This is a genomic window from Paracoccus sphaerophysae, from assembly GCF_000763805.1.
GTDB lineage: Bacteria > Pseudomonadota > Alphaproteobacteria > Rhodobacterales > Rhodobacteraceae > Paracoccus > Paracoccus sphaerophysae.
The window spans coordinates 1-16,451 of sequence record NZ_JRKS01000064.1 but is presented as its reverse complement, the minus strand read 5'-3'; the positions used below and the strand labels follow the sequence as shown (position 1 = coordinate 16,451).

Sequence of the window (16,451 nt, the reverse complement as noted above, 5' to 3'; positions counted from 1 at the left end):
CCTCTTTCCCCCGGAGCACCCCATGACCATCGTTCGCAATCCCTTTGACGCTGGCGGTTACTCGCTCGCCGAGATGACGCAGGCCATCAACATCCTGCCCAACCTCTACACCCGCCTCGACCAGATCGGCCTCTTCCGCTTCGAAGGCGTCACCCAGCGGTCGGTGATCATCGAGCAATACGAGGGTGTCCTGAACCTGCTGCCTTCGGTTCCGCTGGGTGGTCCTGCAACCGTCGGCACCCGGGAAGGCCGCTCGATGCGCAGCTTCGCCCTGCCGTGGATCCCGCATGATGACGTCATCCTGCCCGGTGACATTCAGGGCCAGCCCGCGCTGGGCGTCTTCGATGGTGCCGACCCGCTGGTCGAGGTGATGAACCGCAAGCTGCAGCTGATGCGCCGCAAGCATGCCCAGACCCGCGAATACATGGAGATGAACGCGCTCCGCGGCATCGTGAAGGACGGGGCTGGCACGACCCTCTACAACTACTTCACCGAATTCGGCCTGGCGCAGATCTCGGTGGACTTCCTGCTGGGCACGGCAGGCACCAACGTTCAGGGCAAGGTGCGCGAGGTCTTGCGGGCGATGGAGGACAACCTGCTGGGCGAAAGCATGACGGACGTGCATGCCCTCGTCAGCCGCGAATTCTTCGACAAGCTGATCGCCCACCCGAAGACGGAAGAAGCCTACAAGTTCTACGCCGCCACTGGCGCGCAGCCCCTGCGCCAGGATGTGCGCCGCAACTTCCCCTTCGCGGGCATCGTGTTCGAGGAATACGCGGGCACCGTCACGCTCTCGACCAAGGCCACCGAACGGCTGGTCCCGGCCAACGAAGGCATCGCCTTCCCCTTGGGAACGATGGACACGTTCACGACCTATGGCGGCCCCGCCAACCTGTTGGAGGCGGCAAACACCCTCGGCCTGCCCCTCTACGCCCGCCAGCACCTCGACGAAAAGGGCCGCTGGATCGACCTGATGACCGAGGCCTCGATCCTGCCGGTGAACAAACGGCCGCGCATCGCGATCCGCATCCACACCTCGAACTGACGGCCCCGACATGAACGCCTTCGCCGCCGCCATGGACCGGATCTATGCCAACCCGTCCATGGCGGCGGCCGCAGTCTGGATTTCCGCCACCACATCGGAGGAACGCCCAATCCGCGTTATCCGCCGCGCCCCGGATCGGACCACGGAATTCGGCGCTGGGCGCTTTGTCAGCGTCACCATGATGCTGGATGTCCGTGTGTCTGACCTGCCCGATCCGCGCACGGGCGATCTGATCGTGATCGGCACGGACAGCTTCACCATTCAGGGCGAGCCTGTCCGCGACCGCGAACGTCTGATCTGGACACTGGACCTGCGCCCGTCATGAGACTGAAAATCGCCATTGACCCAGACCTTGTCGCCCTGATGCAGGCCGAAATCGCCGCCGGGGAAAAGGCGGTGTCCACCGCCATGCGCGAGGCGGGCAGTTCCCTGAAGTCCGCCTGGCGCGGCCAGATCACCGGCGCGGGCCTTGGCACGAGGCTGGGCAACTCCATCCGGCTCGCCAGCTTCCCCAAATCCGGCGAAAGCCTGAACGCGGCGGCCCTCGTCTGGTCGAACGCCCCGGTGATCATCGGCGCGCATGACACAGGGCCGTTGATCCGGTCGAAGGATGGGTTCTGGCTGGCGATTCCGACGCCTGCCGCCGGGAAAAGCACCAAGGGTGGCCGGATCACCCCCGGCGAATGGGAACGCCGCAGCGGCCTGCGCCTGCGGTTTGTCTACCGCCGCCGGGGTCCGAGCCTGCTGGTGGCCGAGGGGCGGTTGAATTCCAAAGGCCGGGCCGTTGCATCCAAGTCGAAAACCGGGCGCGGCGTGGCAACTGTGCCGATTTTCCTGCTGGTCCCGCAGGTCAAGCTACGCAAGCGGCTGGATCTGGCGCGGGATGCGGAACGGGCGGTGGACGGCGTGCCGGGAATGATCGTGGCGAAATGGGTGGAAGGGAGAACTGGATGACAGCACTTGTTGGACCGAAATGTCGGTAAAGCGCGTACAGATCTGCATCGTCCATCAAAGAGAATCTCTCAAACCTTTCCAGTCTTGCCGTTCTTCAGAAGAGGCAATTGAAGGAGACAGAAAACAAGAACACTTCCATGCACCCATTATTGCGTTATTTCACCGATACCCTACTGTAACAAACACTGCCTGAGCCGCAGCATCATAGTCTGCACTTATTCCGTCAGGAAGGTTATCAATTCGAAAGATCCTAGTGCCTTCGCCAAACATTGGAGATGAAACCTCAATGTGCGACAGGCGTGCGCGTCGGACATTAGCGTCATTAACCAACGCAACTCTAGCCGTATCTGATGCGGTAATGTTTACTTCGTCTGTCACAAAGTCACCCTCTACATCAGTGCTTCTCCACTCATCAAACGAAATTGTGGTTTTCGTTCCGCAAGTTGCCCCGGCCCGACGATCTGAAGATGTGGTGGCTGTAACGCGCAGAATCTGTTCGGTTTGCTCTGTCCATGCAGCTGTGGCTCGCGAGTTAGAGCAACTATCGTTCACATGCTCGAAACGAAATTCAGCGGTCGATAGATCGATACGCCATCCCTCAGACGGCGATGCCAGCCATATATCACGACGATGCCCGGCCTCTATTCCATCCCACTTTACTCTTGATTGGACCCGGTTGCTCGTGAAGGGGCCCCGAGTTTGCCGGCGACGTTCCATTTCAGAGGTCGTGACAGAAAAAACGGCCCGGACACTACCGATCTCTTCTGGAAGAAAGATCGCCGTGGTCGTGAACGGCCTGACATTATCAGAAGACCAAAACCATCGCCCTGCCTCAACAAAAGAAAATGCCACTTGCAATTCGACTGGCACGTTGCTTTCGATATTGAACTCCGGCAATTCGGACAAAACGGCCATGGGTACCCGATAAATGATCACGCCGTCATCTTGTGACGTTACCATGGGCTCTACTGGAATGGTCGCCACGCGAAAATCGTCCATTTCAGCATTTGAAAGTGCGGTTCCCTCGACCACGATTTCGAAGAAATCTGCATTAAGTAGTGTGGGGCGCGCGGATACATAGACTGCCCCTACGTTGTCAGAAAGAAGGAGCCGAATGTCAGAGAGGGCTTGATTTGTGCCGGATTTGAGCTCCTCCGCCAAGGTTTCAAGACTTTCCTCAGCCGCCACATTAAGGGTGTTCAGGTCTTCGAGAATTCTTCGCTGCTGAGAGTCTACCTCATCTATTGAAGTCGTCAGCGCATCTTGAAATTGCAGGGATGCTGAGTTGACAGTCGCTCGTGCCTCCATCGCAGCGGCTAGGAGCGTCATGTCAAGACGATCAAATGCAAGATCAACAACTTCCTCAATCGCTTCCTTTGTCTGATTAATAACCGATCCCGCGGCCATTGCTGCCTCAAGGCCCTGTGCCTCCAACGAAAACGGAACAAGCGTTGCAATAAATGCAGCACTGAGAGTAAATTTCTGCAATCTAGCATCCTCCGTTGGGGGCATTGAACGATGAACTTATAGAATCATCTGCTGCGTGCATTTTGCCATGAGTCGTCTCTTTCTGGTAGCTTGCAGTAGTCCTCCAAGAACCAATGCTTGAAGCTGCTTAGCTGTCGGGCAACAACCACTGGCATCAGCAGCGAGAGCCATGCCCACCACCCGCGAAACCATCCTTGCCGCGCTGCATGCGCGGTTGCAGTCGCTTGCCGCCGTCACTCTGCGCGATGAGGTGTTGCCCGAACGGATCCCCGCAGCTGGGCTGATCATCCTGCGCGATGGCCAGCCGGGAGAGCCGGAGGTGACGCTGTCGCCTCTGCGCTACCACTACCAGCACCGGGCTGAGTTGGAGGTTGTCGTCCAGGTCGGAACCGGACGGGCCAGCGCCTTCGACACCCTGATCGCTGCCATCGGCGCTTCGCTGGATGCTGACCGTACACTTGGCGGCCTTTGCGACTGGGTCGAACCCGAGGCACCGGCCTCTGTCGATCTGCCCATCGATGGCGCTGCGGCGCTGAAGGCGGCGGTGATTACCGTCGTCCTGCACTACACCACAACCGGCCCTCTGGCCTGACCATCCCCACATAAAGGAGACCCCCATGGCACGTGCGCAAGGCGCGCGGGCGCAGATGGCGCTTGCGTATGAGACGGTTTACGGCACCCCGCCGGTCAGTGGGTTCCGGCTGATGCCCTTCGCCCGGGCGACACTCGGGTCGGAGCAACCGCTGCTGGAATCCGAACTGCTGGGCTATGGCCGCGATCCCTTGGCTCCGATCAAGGATGCGGTCACCGCCGACGGTGAGGTGGTGATCCCCATCGATGTCGAGGCGTTTGGGTTCTGGCTGAAGGCTGCGTTCGGCCAACCGACGACCAACGGCACGACGCCGAAGACCCACACCTTCCAGTCGGGCAATTGGACGCTGCCCAGCATGGCGATTGAAACAGCGATGCCGGAGGTGCCACGGTTTGCAATGTATTCCGGCTGCGTGCTGGATCAGTTGTCCTGGCAAATGCAGCGATCCGGCCTGCTGACAGCGACACCCCGCCTCGTTGCCCAAGGCGAAACCATCGCCGCCACGACCGCCGCTGGCACGCCCACCGCACTGGGCCTGCAGCGCTTCGGCCATTTCAACGGCACGGTGAAACGCAACGGCACCGCGCTGGGCAACGTAGTCTCGGCCGAAATCACCTATTCCAACAACCTCGACCGGATCGAATCCATCCGCGGCGATGGACGCATCGATGGGGCCGATCCGACCATGGCAGGGCTGACCGGTCGGATCGAGGTGCGGTTTTCGGACAGCACGCTGGTGACGCAGGCCATCGACGGTAGCCCGTGCGAGCTGGAGTTCGTCTACAGCCTCGGGGCGAACGCCAGTTTCACCTTCACCGCCCACGCGGTCTACCTCCCAATCCCCCGGATCGAGATTGCCGGGCCGCAGGGCGTGCAGGCGAGCTTCGACTGGCAGGCCGCAAAAGCTGCCAGCCCCGCCCGCATGTGCACCGCCGTTCTCGTCAACACCCTTGCAGGATATTGATCATGATCCGACTGAACCTCACCGCCACGCCCGAATGGCTGGACCTCGCCCCTGGCCTGCGCTTGCTGGTCGGCCCCCTGACCACCGCGCTGATGGTGTCTGCCCGCGCCGATCTGGCTGTGGAAACGCTCCCCGAAGGTGCGACCCAAGAGGAAATGGCACTCGCCATGGCCAAATCCGTAGCCCGGCGCGCGGTGCTGGATTGGGAGGGTGTTGGCGATGATGCGGGCAACATCATACCCGTTTCGCCGGAAGGCATCGACGCGCTCCTAGAAATCTGGCCGGTTTTCGAGGCTTTCCAGACGCAGTATGTCGCGCGCGGCTTGCTCCTGGATCAGGAAAAAAACGTCTCCGCGCCCTCGCCGACTGGTCCTTCGGCGGGGGCGACCGGTACTGCGCGGCCTGCGCGGGGCGCTGCCCCGACTGCCCCGCAAGACTGAACCGGCCGCAAACGGAAGATGGCTGGCAGGTCTGGGATCTGGTCGGCCGCCTTGGTGGGCAATTGCGCGTCATCCCCGGCGCGGTGCTCGGCTGGGACATGGGCGCGGCCTTGGCCCTCGCCCGGGCACTGGGCGTCAACACCCTGATCGCTGCCGAACTGCTGCCCGAGATCGAGGCAGTGATGGTGCGCAAACTGAACGAACAAGTGGAAGGAGGCCGCGATGGCTGAAAAGCGTGTGTCCGTGCGCCTCGTGGCGGAGGGCGGCCGCCAGGTGCGTGCGGAACTCGAGGGCGTCGGCGAGGCTGGGGCCCGGGGCCTTGGTCGTCTTTCCCGAGAGATGGAACTGGCCAATACCCGGCTTGCCGGTTTTGCGCGCCGGGCTGGCATCGCCATGTCTGCTGCCGCCGCTGCTGCCACGGCCTCACTCGGCCTGATCGTGCGATCCACAGCCGAAAGCGCTGCCCAAATCCGGCAGTTCGCACAGGTCGCGAATGCCACGCCCGAAGCTCTGCAACGCTGGTCGGCCGGGGCGCGGACGGTTGGCATCGAACAGGAAAAGCTCGCCGATATCCTGAAGGACGTGAACGACCGGGTCGGGGATTTCCTGCAGACCGGCGGCGGTCCGATGGCGGATTTCTTCGAAAGTGTAGCCCCGCGTGTTGGGGTCACAGCGGATCAGTTTGCCCGTCTCTCGGGGCCGGAAGCCCTGCAACTCTATGTCGACACGCTGGAACGCGCTGGCCTTAGCCAGCAGGAGATGACCTTCTACTTGGAGGCCATGGCCTCAGACGCCACGCGCCTCCTGCCGCTCCTGCGCAATGGCGGGACCGAGATGGCCCGGTTGGGCGACCAGGCCTCCGACCTTGGCGCGGTGCTGGACACGGACGCCGTCGAGGCCATTCGGCGCACCCAAGTTGCTCTTGGCAACATGTCTTTGGTGTTCGAGGGCCTGCGCAACCGAATCGCCGTCGCCGTGGCCCCATCGGTCGAGGTGCTGGCCAATGCCTTCGTCTCCCTCGCATCTGATGGCGGGATCCTGCGGACGGCCATCGACGCGCTGATTGGCAATCTCGGTCGTCTCGCTTCCTATGCGGCGACCTTCGCCGCCTTCATGGCCGGGCGCTGGGTGGCAGGGTTGGCAGCTGCGGCCTTGTCGGTGCGCGGCCTTGCCACAGCTCTGGTCATCTTGCGCGGAGCGTTAATCCGCACCGGCATTGGTGCGCTGATCGTCGGTGCGGGTGAGTTGGTCTATCAGTTCTCGCAGCTTGTCGCCCGTGTCGGTGGTGTGGGCGAAGCCTTCCGCCTGTTGGGCGACCTTGCCAAAGAGGTCTGGTCCCGCATCGGCCTGTCACTCGACGCCGCCTTTGCCAATATGGCCGCTGGCTGGGAGCGGCTGAAGGCGGCCGGACTTTCGGCCCTCGAAGGCACCATTTCGGGCGTTGTCAGCTTCGGCGACCGGACGGCGGCGATCTTCCAGGGAGCCTATGACGCTGCCGTGGCAATCTGGGGCAGTCTGCCGGGCGCCATCGGCGATTTCGCCTTCCAGGCAGCGAACGGTCTGATTTCCGGGGTCGAGGCGATGCTCAACGGCGTCGTGACGCGCATCAATAATTTCATCAACGGGCTGAACGCCGCGCTGGCGCTGCTGCCCGAATGGGCCACTGGCGAAGGTGGGGTGCGGATCGGCACACTCTATCCCGTAGAACTCAGCCGGATCGGAAACCCGTTTGAGGGTGCCGCAACAGCTGCAGGCGCTGCCGCCGCCGATGCCTTCTCGGCTGCGCTGTCCCAGACGTATCTGGAACCGCCTGACCTCGCGCTTGGCACGATGGCAGACGATGCCCACGCCCGCGGTGACGGCTATCGCGAGGCAGCTGGCATGCTTGCCGATGCCGCCAGTCGTCCACTGGCCAGCTGGCAGGCGCTTAAGGATGCCATGACCGGCACCGGTGCGGAGGCCGAAGCGGCGCTGGCGGATGCTGCCGGGTCAGCCGATGCCCTCGCGGCAGGGCTTAACGATACCGCTACCGCAGCCGATGGCGCAGGCGGTGCGGCGCGCAACGCCGGGGCGGCGGCCGCCGAGGGCGCGGATACGGCACTGACCGGCTGGCAAGCCGTTACGGCAGCGCTCGCCGACTATGCCGCCAAGGCGCGCGACATCGGGGGTGATATCGGCAGCACGCTGGTCAGCGCCTTCACCTCGGCCGAAAACGCCGTGGCCGACTTCGTGAAAACCGGCAAGCTGGATTTCCGCGACCTGGTCACCTCGATGATCGCCGATCTGGCCAAGCTGGCCGCGCGACGCTTCATCCTTGGCCCCATCGCCAACGCGCTGTCGGGCGCGCTTGGCGGCGCGGGTGGCATATTCGCCAATATCCTGCACGCCGGTGGCATGGTCGGCGCGCCGGGCCCGGGCCGGATGGTCCCGGCCATGGCCTTCGCGGGTGCGCCGCGCATGCATTCGCGCGGCTGGGCCGGGATCAAACCGGACGAGGTTCCGGCAATCCTTCAGCGCGGTGAGCGGGTGTTGTCGCGCCGCGAGGCCGCGGGATACGGCCAAGGTCAGTCCAGTGCTACCGCTGTCAACGTCACGATCAATGCCCGGGACGCCGAAAGCTTCCGGCAATCGCGCACGCAGGTCGCAGCCGACATCGCCCGCGCGGTGTCCCTCGGCCGGAGGGGCATGTGATGGCATTCCATGAAGTGCGCTTCCCCGACAATATCAGCCGCGGCGCGCGCGGTGGGCCGGAACGGCGGACACAGATCGTGGAACTGGCCAGCGGCGATGAAGAACGCAACGCCAGCTGGGCCGACAGTCGCCGTCGCTATGATGTGGCCTATGGCATCCGCCGTGCCGATGATCTCGCAGCGGTGGTTGCCTTCTTCGAGGCCCGCAACGGCCGCCTGCACGGGTTTCGCTACAAGGACTGGGCCGACTACAAATCTGCCCTGCCGTCGCAGGCAATCACCGCGACCGACCACCAGATCGGAACCGGGACCGGCAGCCTACAAACCTTCCAGCTGTCGAAACGCTATACCTCCGGCGCGCAGACTTGGGTGCGGGCCATCACCAAACCGGTGGCCGGGACCGTCCGCGTGGCGCTGGGCATGGTGGAACAGATATCGGGCTGGACGCTCGATGCCACTACCGGCGTCATCACCTTCACCACCGCCCCTGCGGGTGGCGTCATCGTCCGCGCTGGCTTCGAATTCGATGTGCCGGTGCGCTTCGACAGCGACACCCTCGATGTGACACTCGATTTTGAACGGCTCGGCTCGATCACCGCCATTCCCTTGCTGGAGATTCGCAGATGAAAAACCTCTCGCCAGCGCTGCAGGCCCATCTTGATGACGGCACCACGTCCTTGTCCTGGTGCTGGCGGATCAGCCGCGCCGACGGTGTGGCGCTGGGCTTCACCGATCATGATCGTCCGCTTGCCTTCGATGGCACCGCGTTTGAACCTGAAAGCGGGTTTACAGCCTCGGAGATCCGCGCCGGGTCCGACCTCGCTGTCGATGCGCAGGATGCGACCGGCGTTCTGACCTCTGACCGGATCACGGAAACCGACATCCTTGATGGGCGCTGGGACAATGCGGCTGTCGAGCTGTGGCGGGTCAATTGGGCTGACACCAGCCAGCGCGTGCTTTTGCGCCGAGGTGCGGTTGGGCAAATCCGGCGCGGCCGCATGGCCTTTGTGGCTGAAGTCCGGTCGTTGGCGCATGTACTTGGCCAGACGGTCGGGCGGACGTTTCAGGCGGGGTGCGATGCCCGTTTGGGTGATGCGCGCTGCGGCATTGATCTGGAAAACGCCATCTACAAGGGCACTGGTATCGTCACCGACATCTTGCGCGACAGGGCCTTCATGGCCTCTGGGCTGTCAGGGTTCGACGCAGGCTGGTTCACGTCTGGCACCTTGACCTGGACCAGCGGCGCAAATGCCGGGCGGGTCACTGAAGTGTTGGCGCATGGTGTGGATGGCAGTATCGCGACGTTGACCTTGCTGGAGGCACCGGCGCGCGCCATCGCCGAGGGCGACAGCTTCATCGCGCGGGCAGGCTGCGACAAGAGGATCGCGACCTGCGGCGCCAAGTTCGCGAATGTCGCCAACTTCCGGGGCTTCCCCAACATCCCAGGCCAAGACGCCGTACTGCGCTATGCCAGCCAGGACGGCGGCCATGAAGGAAACGTGCTGTGATGACAGCCGATCCCGCCTTGGTCATCACCATTGCCCGCAGCTGGCTCGGCACACCCTACCACGACCAAGCCAGCCTGCGCGGGGTCGGCTGCGATTGCCTAGGGCTGGCGCGCGGCGTTTGGCGTGAGGTGGTGGGCGACGAACCGTTTCCCATTCCGCCGTATAGCCGGGATTGGGGTGAGACCGGTCCGCGCGAGGTTCTGGCCGAAGGTGCGCGCCAGATGATGCCGGAAATCATGTCCCCCAAGGCCGGGCCCGGCACGCTTGTTCTGTTCCGGATGGCCCCTCGCGCCATCGCCAAGCATGTCGGCATCCTGACCGCGCCAGACCGCTTCATCCATGCCTATGAGCGGCTGGGTGTCGTCGAGCAAACCCTGACCACGGCTTGGGCGCGCAAGATCGCCTTCGCCTTCCTGTTCCCAAGAGACTGAGACCCCACACATGGCAACTTTGGTTCTCGGCGCCGTCGGCTCCGCGATTGGCGGCGCATTTGGCGGTGCCATCCTCGGCTTTTCCGGTGCGGCCATCGGCGGCTTCATCGGCTCGACCATTGGCTCTGTGGTCGACAACTGGATCGTATCGTCCCTCGCCCCGGCGCAACGGATCGAGGGCGCGCGGCTCGACAGCCTGCGCATCACCTCCTCGACTGAAGGCGCAGTGATCCCGCGCCTCTTCGGCCGGATGCGGATCGGCGGCAACATCATCTGGGCCACCGATTTCCGAGAAGAGGTCAACACAACCAGCCAGGGCGGCGGCAAGGGCAGCGGACCCAAGGTCACGACCACCGAATATCTCTACTTCGCCAGCTTCGCCGTGGCGCTCTGCGAAGGCGAGATCACCGGCATTGGCCGGGTCTGGGCCGACGGCAAGGCCATGGACATGACCGGCGTCACATGGCGCTGGTATCCGGGCGACGAGGTGCAGGCCCCAGATCCGTTCATTTCCGCCAAGATGGGCGCGGCGAGCACCCCCGCCTATCGTGGCACGGCTTATGTCGTCTTCGAGGAACTGAACCTCAGCGCTTTCGGCAACCGGCTGCCGCAGATCAGTTTCGAGGTGTTCCGCCCGCTCGCGGATCCCGACACCGCCGAAGGGCTGGTGAAGGCTGTGACGATGATCCCGGCATCCGGCGAATTCACCTATGCGACCGCCCCGGTCAAAAAATCCACCGGCTCCGGCGGCGCGACAGTGGCCGAGAACCTGAACGCAATCACCGACACCGCCGACATCGTGGTGGCGCTGGACCGACTGCAGTCTCTCGCTCCGGCGGTGGAAAGCGTCAGCCTGGTGGTTGCATGGTTCGGCGATGACCTGCGCGCTGGAAACTGCAAGGTGCAGCCGGGCGTCGAGGTGGCCACCAAGACAACGACGCCGTCGGCTTGGGTCGTGAACGGTGTCGCACGTGCTGATGCGTTTCTTGTCAGTCGCGATGGTGAAGACCGTCCTGTTTATGGCGGCACGCCCGCCGACTTCGCAGTGGTGCAGGCCATTCAGGAGATGAAGGCGCGCGGGTTGCGGGTGACCTTCTATCCCTTCCTGCTGCTGGACGTCGCGCCCGGCAACACAAAGCCCAACCCTTACAGCGCCAATGCCGCCACCTCGGGCCAGCCGACGTTCCCCTGGCGCGGCAGGATCACCTGTTCCCCGGCAGCTGGTTTTGCAGGATCGGTCGACAAGACTGCGACAGCGGCAACGCAGGTTGCAGCCCTGTTCGGCACGGCAACGCCCGCCAACTTCAGCGTGTCAGGCACCTCTGTCAGCTGGACCGGCCCGGTCGGCGAATGGTCGCTGCGCCGGATGATCTTGCACTATTCGCATCTCTGCAAAGCAGCCGGGGGCGTTGACGCCTTCCTGATCGGGTCGGAAATGCCCGGTCTGACCACCATTCGGTCGGGTGCCAGCACCTATCCTGCGGTGACCGCGTTCAAATCCCTTGCTGCCGATGTGCGCGCGATCCTCGGCGCTGGGCCCAAGATCGGCTATGCCGCCGACTGGTCGGAATACTTCGGTCACCATCCCAACGATGGGTCGGGCGATGTCTTCTTCCACCTCGACCCGCTTCGGTCGGACGCCAACATCAACTTCATCGGCATCGATAACTACATGCCGCTGTCGGATTGGCGCGACGGCTTCGATCATGCCGATGCGAGCCTGGCCCCGGCGATCTATGACCGGGCCTATTTGCAATCCAACACCACCGGCGGCGAAGGCTTCGACTGGTTCTATGCCACCGCCCTTGATCGAACCGCGCAGAACCGCACGCCGATCACCGATGGTGGTGAGGCGGGGAGCGCCACTGGTCCGAGTGACTCGCCGAACGCCAAACCATGGGTCTTCCGCTTCAAGGATCTACGCGCCTGGTGGCAAAACCCGCATTTCAACCGGCCGGGCGGCGTCGAGAGCGGCACCGAGACGGCATGGGTGCCTCAATCGAAACCGATCTGGTTTACAGAACTCGGCTGCCCGGCGATTGACCGCGGCACCAACCAGCCGAACGTGTTCTTCGACCCGAAATCATCGGAAAGCTTCACGCCTTACTTTTCTCGCGGCTGGCGCGATGACGCGATCCAGCGGGCCTATCTGGAAGCCAGCTTTCTGTTTTGGGGTCAGGCGGCGAACAACCCAGTGTCCTCCGTCTATGGCAACCGCATGGTGCATGTCCCCGAATGCGCCGCCTGGACCTGGGATGCCCGGCCCTATCCGTTCTTTCCAGAACTGACCGACGTATGGACAGACGGGCCGAACTGGCGGCTGGGGCATTGGCTGACCGGCCGGCTTGGCGCGGTGTCGCTCGCGGCGCTGGTACGGCACCTTTGCCTGCGCGCAGGCATGCCGGAAGAGTTGATCGACGTCTCAGGTCTCTGGGGTGCGGTCGAGGGGTATGTGATCTCTGCGCTGGAAGTCCCGCGCGCGTCGATTTCCACCTTGGCCCGGCATTTCGGGTTCGATGCGGTCGAGAGCGAGGGGCGCATCAAGTTCCTGATGCGCGGCCGCATTGCCGGTCTGACCATCGCGCCCGACAGCATGGTGGCCCCGGCCTCGGCCCAAGGCGACGTGATGGAATTGACCCGGGCGCAGGAAACCGAGCTGCCGCAGGCCTTGAAGTGGCAGGTCGCGCGCGCCGACGAGGACTATGACGCAGCCCAAGTGGAAGCACGCCGCATCACCGTCGACACCACGCGCATCGCCTCGGAAAGTTTCCCGATGGCGATCCCGCCCGAAGAGGCCGAACGCCGCTGCCGCCGCGCGCTCATGGAGGCTTGGGTGGGGCGCGAAAGTGCTGTGTTCCGCCTGCCACCCTCGCGACTGGCACTGGATCCTTGCGACGTGATCCTCTTGGACCACGATGGCCGCCTGACGGAAATGCGTCTGGTGTCCATCGCGGACTCCGACCTGCGCAGTATCGATGCGGTGCGGCAGGACCGGACAGTCTATGACTTGCCGCCCGGCGAGCCGCGACCGGCGTCCTTGTCCACGCCGACCGTGTTTGGCGCGCCCGACATCTTGCTGATGGACCTGCCGCAGCTGCGCGAGGATCAGCCTGCGCATCGGCCCATGATCGCGGCGCGTGCCAAACCATGGCCCGGCGAGATCGCCGTCTACCGCAGCGCCGCCACAGATGGTTTTGCCCTGTTGACCACCTCCAGCTCGCGGGCGCGCATCGGTGTGCTGGCGGCCGACTTCTTTGCTGGGCCAGTATCGCGCTTCGATCTGGGCAATGCGTTGGTAGTGGACCTGTTCTCCGGCACGCTGGAGAGCGTCACGGACATCACCTTGCTGGGCGGCGCGAATGCACTTGCGGTCGAAACCGGCGCTGGGCAATGGGAAATCGTCCAGGCAGGTACGGCCGAACTGATCGCACCGGGGCGCTATCGGCTGACCCGTCTGCTGCGGGGCCAGCGTGGGACCGAATGGGCGATGGTCAGCATGGTGCCGACCGGCACGCGGCTGGTGGTGCTCGACACTGTCGTGGCCCCCCTGCCCATCAGCGAGGCCGATCTGGGTCTGCCGTGGAACTGGCGCATCGGCCCGGCGTCGCGCCCGGTCAGCGACGAGACCTTTGTTGCCGCAGCTTTCACACCCGAGGGCGCTGGGCTGCGACCCTTCTCGGTCGGCCATGTCGAGCAACCTTGGCGCATCGCGCGCAGTCCGGGCGACCTCACGATCCGCTGGACGCGCCGGTCGCGGTCATTGGCCGCCGACTCTTGGGTTGCGGGCGATGTGCCCTTGGCCGAGGACAATGAAACGTACGAGGTGGACATCCTCGACGGAGCAACTCGTAAGAGAACCTTACAAGTTGCCACCACCTCTGCCCTCTACACCGCCGCGCAGCAGACCGCCGATTGGGGCGCACCCCTTGGGCCCAGCCAATCCCTTGCCATCCGCATCTACCAGCTCTCTGTCCTGATCGGCCGGGGCGCTGGGCGATCCGTCACGCTCACCTTCTGAAAGCGCACCCCCAGAAAGGCGGGAAAATGTCCGACATCACCACCCACCTCCTGCTGCCCTACATCCTCGCATCGCAGGCGCAAAAGCATGTGACCCACAACGAGGCGCTGCGCCTGCTGGATGCGATGGTCCAGCTATCGGTCCTCGACCGAACCCGGACCACGCCGCCCGTCAGCCCGACCGATGGTGACCGGCATATCGTGGCATCCGGTTCGACTGGCCTCTGGGCAGGTTGGGATCTGAACATCGCCTTCTGGGTCGATGGCGTCTGGATGCGGCTAGTCCCGCGCCCCGGCTGGCTGGCATGGATCGCGGATGAGGCGGTCTTCGCCGTATGGAACGGCTCTAGCTGGGATCCGGTCGGCGAGCCGGTCGATGTGTCGGATGCCGTGTTCAGCCTGGTGAACGACGCTGATCCGACGAAGAGGGCGCTGCTTTCGCTGTCGGGGATCACGACCGGCACAACCCGGACCTTTACCCTGCCAAACACTTCGTCGGAACTGGCGATCCTCGCGGGCACGCAGACCTTCAGCGGCAACAAGACCTTCTCCGGCACGTTGACCGCCTCTGGTACGGTCACAGTTTCGGCGGCGGCGGCCACCATCGGCACGGCGACAACGACCGCCACCTACGGCATGGGCACAGGAGCCACGACCACCGGCGTCACCAAGACTGTGAACCTCGGCACCGGCGGCGCATCCGGGTCCACCACGGTCGTCAACATCGGCTCCGCCACCGCTGGGTCGGGCGGCATGACCGTGGTGAACACTCCCACAGTCACCTTCGCCAATGCCGTCACGCAGGTCGGCATGCCGCAAGCCAACCTGACTGCGCAATTGCTGGGCCTCGGCGGAGCGACGGCCGACAGCTACAACCGCTTGTCGATGAACACCCCGGCCGTGCTGATCAACAACGCAGGCGCCGGGATCGAGTCGACGGTCAACAAGGCAGCGGCCGGAAACGATGCGGCCTTTTCTTTCAAGACAGGCTTCTCGGCGCGGGCGCTGATCGGGCTGCTCGGCAACGACGACTTCAGCTTCAAGGTCAGCCCGGATGGCTCGGCCTTCTTTGACGCGATGCGGATCGACCGTAGCTCGGGCCGGGTCGAACTGCCCGAACCGGTGGTGATGCCCGCCCTCGCCGCGGCTCCCGATCCGCCGCCCGCAGGCAAACTGGCCGTCTATGCCCGCGACCGCGCCGGGGCTGGATGGCTCGATGTGCAGCGCCCCTCGGGCCGGTTCTTTCCGCTGCAGCCGCATTTCGGGGTCAACCGGATCGCCACTTGGGCGCCGTCCACCAGCACAACAGTGAATACGAACGGCATGCCGCGTACGGCTGTCGGTACCGTCGCGACGCCGACATTGACCACCACAGGGCTGGCCGACAGCATGCGGCGATGGCGCGTCACCAGTGCGGCAACTGCAAGCGCTGTGGCCGAAGAACGCTCGGCGGGCTGGGTCTGCTGGCGCGGCAATGCCGAGGGCTTGGGCGGGTGGAATTACGTCAACCGCCTGTCGCTGACCACGGTGCAGGCGACCGGGATGGGGTTCTTCGGGCTGTATGGCTCTGTGGCAGCGCTGGCGACCACCCTGACGCTGGCCACCGTCCTGAACTGCATCGGCATCGGCTTTCAGCGCGGCACCCACACCAATTGGCAGTTGGTGCACAATGACGGCAGCGGCGCGCCGACGCTGATCGACCTTGGGGCCAGTTTCCCGGTGGCCAGCATGACCAACGTGCTGACGCTCTACATCGCCGCCGCGCCAAACGGGGCCGACGTCGGCGTGCGGGTGGTCGAGGAGGTCAGTGGGGCGGCCGTCGAGTTCACCATCGCCACTGACATGCCCGCCGCCACCCAGCTCTTGAGCCCACGCAACTACATGAACAACGGCGCGACGGCGGCCGCCGTCGCCTACGACTGCGCGGGCGTCTACGTCGAGACCGATTATTGAACCGCAGGTCCGCGAAAGCGAAGGATATCAACATGCCTGAACGAACGTCGCTTCTGCATGAGGTCGGCCAGGCCTTCCGCGACAATGGCCTGACCTCCGCCATCACCGCGCTGGTCGGCGGTTGTCTTGCCGTCGCCGCCACTGTCACCCGCAAAGCCTTTACCAACGAGGCGATGCTGGAGCGCCTTGACCGCGAACTGCACCTTGAGCGGGAGCGGATCGACAAGCAGCGCGCCGAAGACCGCAAGGCCGATGCTGACCGGCTGGAGCGGATTGAGACCGACATCCGCGCCATGCGCGACGTGATGTTCGAGGCCTTCCAGCGCGGCCGCACCGACTGACGATCACCAACCACCATGTCGACCCACC

Annotated in this window: 15 protein-coding genes; 14 read left to right on the top strand and 1 reads right to left on the bottom strand. The window is 64.2% G+C overall.

Translation table 11 applies throughout. From position 1 onward, the window contains the following. The first annotated feature begins 22 nt into the window (after positions 1-22). From IC63_RS13980 to IC63_RS13970, 3 genes are read left to right on the top strand one after another with little or no spacing between them, the layout of a single operon-like run. Positions 23-1,045, top strand: coding sequence for a major capsid protein (locus IC63_RS13980; protein WP_036721354.1), 1,023 nt, complete (start codon positions 23-25; stop codon positions 1,043-1,045). Between the two features lie 10 nt (positions 1,046-1,055). Further along, entirely contained in the window at positions 1,056-1,370 is a 315-nt protein-coding gene (locus IC63_RS13975; RefSeq protein WP_036721353.1) for a head-tail joining protein, read from the top strand. After that, positions 1,367-1,999, top strand: a complete 633-nt coding sequence (locus tag IC63_RS13970) for a DUF6441 family protein (RefSeq protein WP_036721350.1) — start codon at positions 1,367-1,369, stop codon at positions 1,997-1,999. The genes IC63_RS13975 and IC63_RS13970 overlap by 4 nt, the downstream gene beginning before the upstream one ends. A gap of 159 nt (positions 2,000-2,158) precedes the next feature. Here the strand turns inward: IC63_RS13970 and IC63_RS18250 are convergent, their stop codons facing one another. Beyond that, positions 2,159-3,487, bottom strand: coding sequence for a hemerythrin domain-containing protein (locus IC63_RS18250; RefSeq protein WP_156965500.1), 1,329 nt, complete (start codon positions 3,485-3,487; stop codon positions 2,159-2,161). A 169-nt stretch (positions 3,488-3,656) separates the two neighbouring features. Here IC63_RS18250 and IC63_RS13965 point away from each other — a divergent pair, with 169 nt between their 5' ends. From IC63_RS13965 to IC63_RS13920, 11 genes are all read left to right on the top strand, one after another. Then, on the top strand, positions 3,657-4,079 hold the full coding sequence (locus IC63_RS13965) for a hypothetical protein (protein WP_036721349.1): 423 nt from the start codon (positions 3,657-3,659) through the stop codon (positions 4,077-4,079). A 25-nt stretch (positions 4,080-4,104) separates the two neighbouring features. Further along, complete coding sequence (locus IC63_RS13960) at positions 4,105-5,043, top strand: phage tail tube protein (protein ID WP_036721347.1); 939 nt, start codon at positions 4,105-4,107, stop codon at positions 5,041-5,043. A 2-nt stretch (positions 5,044-5,045) separates the two neighbouring features. Continuing rightward, positions 5,046-5,483, top strand: coding sequence for a hypothetical protein (locus tag IC63_RS13955; RefSeq protein ID WP_036721345.1), 438 nt, complete (start codon positions 5,046-5,048; stop codon positions 5,481-5,483). A 62-nt stretch (positions 5,484-5,545) separates the two neighbouring features. Then, positions 5,546-5,713, top strand: a complete 168-nt coding sequence (locus tag IC63_RS18245; protein ID WP_156965499.1) for a DUF7697 family protein — start codon at positions 5,546-5,548, stop codon at positions 5,711-5,713. After that, positions 5,706-8,174 carry a phage tail tape measure C-terminal domain-containing protein gene (locus IC63_RS13950; RefSeq protein WP_036721343.1) on the top strand — a complete coding sequence of 823 codons (2,469 nt, stop codon included), beginning with the start codon at positions 5,706-5,708 and terminating at the stop codon, positions 8,172-8,174. Before IC63_RS18245 ends, IC63_RS13950 begins: the two co-directional genes overlap by 8 nt. Next, a complete protein-coding gene (locus tag IC63_RS13945; RefSeq protein WP_036721342.1) occupies positions 8,174-8,800 on the top strand; it encodes a DUF2460 domain-containing protein in 627 nt (208 codons plus the stop codon). The genes IC63_RS13950 and IC63_RS13945 overlap by 1 nt, the downstream gene beginning before the upstream one ends. Beyond that, positions 8,797-9,681, top strand: a complete 885-nt coding sequence (locus IC63_RS13940) for a DUF2163 domain-containing protein (RefSeq protein WP_036721341.1) — start codon at positions 8,797-8,799, stop codon at positions 9,679-9,681. Before IC63_RS13945 ends, IC63_RS13940 begins: the two co-directional genes overlap by 4 nt. After that, entirely contained in the window at positions 9,681-10,112 is a 432-nt protein-coding gene (locus IC63_RS13935; protein WP_198026337.1) for an NlpC/P60 family protein, read from the top strand. The genes IC63_RS13940 and IC63_RS13935 overlap by 1 nt, the downstream gene beginning before the upstream one ends. A gap of 10 nt (positions 10,113-10,122) precedes the next feature. Continuing rightward, positions 10,123-14,130: a baseplate multidomain protein megatron gene (locus tag IC63_RS13930; protein ID WP_036721339.1), complete on the top strand. Its 4,008-nt coding sequence runs from the start codon at positions 10,123-10,125 to the stop codon at positions 14,128-14,130. 26 nt (positions 14,131-14,156) lie between these two features. Continuing rightward, positions 14,157-16,082, top strand: coding sequence for a DUF2793 domain-containing protein (locus tag IC63_RS13925; RefSeq protein ID WP_036721337.1), 1,926 nt, complete (start codon positions 14,157-14,159; stop codon positions 16,080-16,082). Positions 16,083-16,114: 32 nt separating this feature from the next. Continuing rightward, on the top strand, positions 16,115-16,423 hold the full coding sequence (locus tag IC63_RS13920) for a hypothetical protein (RefSeq protein WP_036721334.1): 309 nt from the start codon (positions 16,115-16,117) through the stop codon (positions 16,421-16,423). The last annotated feature ends 28 nt before the right edge of the window (positions 16,424-16,451 follow it).